Source organism: Neotabrizicola paludis (assembly GCF_044142105.1).
Lineage (GTDB): Bacteria > Pseudomonadota > Alphaproteobacteria > Rhodobacterales > Rhodobacteraceae > Pseudogemmobacter.
The window spans coordinates 1-1,212 of the sequence record NZ_JBGTYM010000028.1; the positions used below are offsets into that span (position 1 = coordinate 1).

Sequence of the window (1,212 nt, forward strand, 5' to 3'; positions counted from 1 at the left end):
TCGAGGGCGACAGCGCCACCGTGACGCGCGAGGTCGATGGCGGGCTGCAGAGGATCAAGGTGAAGATGCCGGCCATCGTGACGGTCGACCTGCGGCTGAACGAGCCGCGCTATGCCAGCCTGCCGAACATCATGAAGGCCAAGGCCAAGCCTTTGGCGACCAAGACCCCGGCCGATTACGGCGTGGATGTCGCGCCGCGGCTCACGGTGGTGAAGACCGCCGAACCGGCGGGCCGCAAGGCGGGCGTGAAGGTGGGCTCGGTGGACGAGCTGATCGCCAAACTCAAAGATGAAGCGGGGGTGCTGTGATGGCCGTTCTTCTTTTGGCGGATGTGAATGACGGCGCGCTTGCCACCGATCAGGTGGCCAAGACCGTCAGCGCGGTCGCGGCCCTGGGCGAAGTGCATGTGCTGGTGGCGGGCCCCGATGCGGCGGCGGCCGAGGCGGCGAAGCTTTCGGGCGTGGCCAAGGTGCTGCAGGCCGCCGATGGCGCCTATGCCCATGGCATGGCCGAGGCGACCGCGGCGCTGGTCGTGGCGCTGGCGGGCAATTACAGCCATATCTGCGGCGCGGCGACGGCCTTCAACAAGAATGTGCTGCCGCGGGTGGCGGCGCTTCTCGACGTGATGGTGCTGTCGGATGTGACGGCGGTTCTGGATGCCGAGACTTTCGAGCGCCCGATCTATGCCGGCAACGCGATCCAGACCGTGAAATCCGGCGATGCGACGAAGGTCTTCACCGTGCGCACCGCGGCCTTCGCGGCGGCGGCATCGGGCGGGTCGGCCGCGATCGAGGCGGTCTCGGGCCCGGCCGATGCGGGCCTCTCCGCCTGGGTCGAGGACAGGGTGGCGGCGTCGGACCGCCCGGAACTGACCAGCGCGAAGATCGTGGTCTCGGGCGGGCGGGGCCTCGGCTCGAAGGAAAGTTTCGGGATCATCGAGACGCTGGCGGACAAGCTGGGCGCCGCGGTGGGCGCCTCGCGGGCGGCGGTCGATTCGGGCTATGCGCCGAATGACTGGCAGGTCGGCCAGACCGGCAAGGTCGTGGCGCCGCAGCTCTATGTCGCCGTGGGCATCTCGGGCGCGATCCAGCACCTCGCCGGGATGAAGGACAGCAAGGTCATCGTCGCGATCAACAAGGACGAAGAGGCCCCGATCTTCCAGGTCGCCGATTACGGCCTCGTCGGTGACCTCTTCACCATCGTCCCCGAACT

At 68.3% G+C, this 1,212-nt stretch carries 2 protein-coding genes; both read left to right on the plus strand.

The window, feature by feature from the left end; translation table 11 throughout:
• Window positions 1–308, plus strand: a 308-nt coding sequence (locus ACED67_RS21615; protein WP_395543810.1) for an electron transfer flavoprotein subunit beta/FixA family protein, incomplete at its 5' end; no start/stop codon positions are given.
• Window positions 308–1,212 (plus strand): electron transfer flavoprotein subunit alpha/FixB family protein (locus ACED67_RS21620; protein WP_395543811.1); only part of this gene is annotated, 905 nt, incomplete at its 3' end. The genes ACED67_RS21615 and ACED67_RS21620, both read left to right, overlap by 1 nt.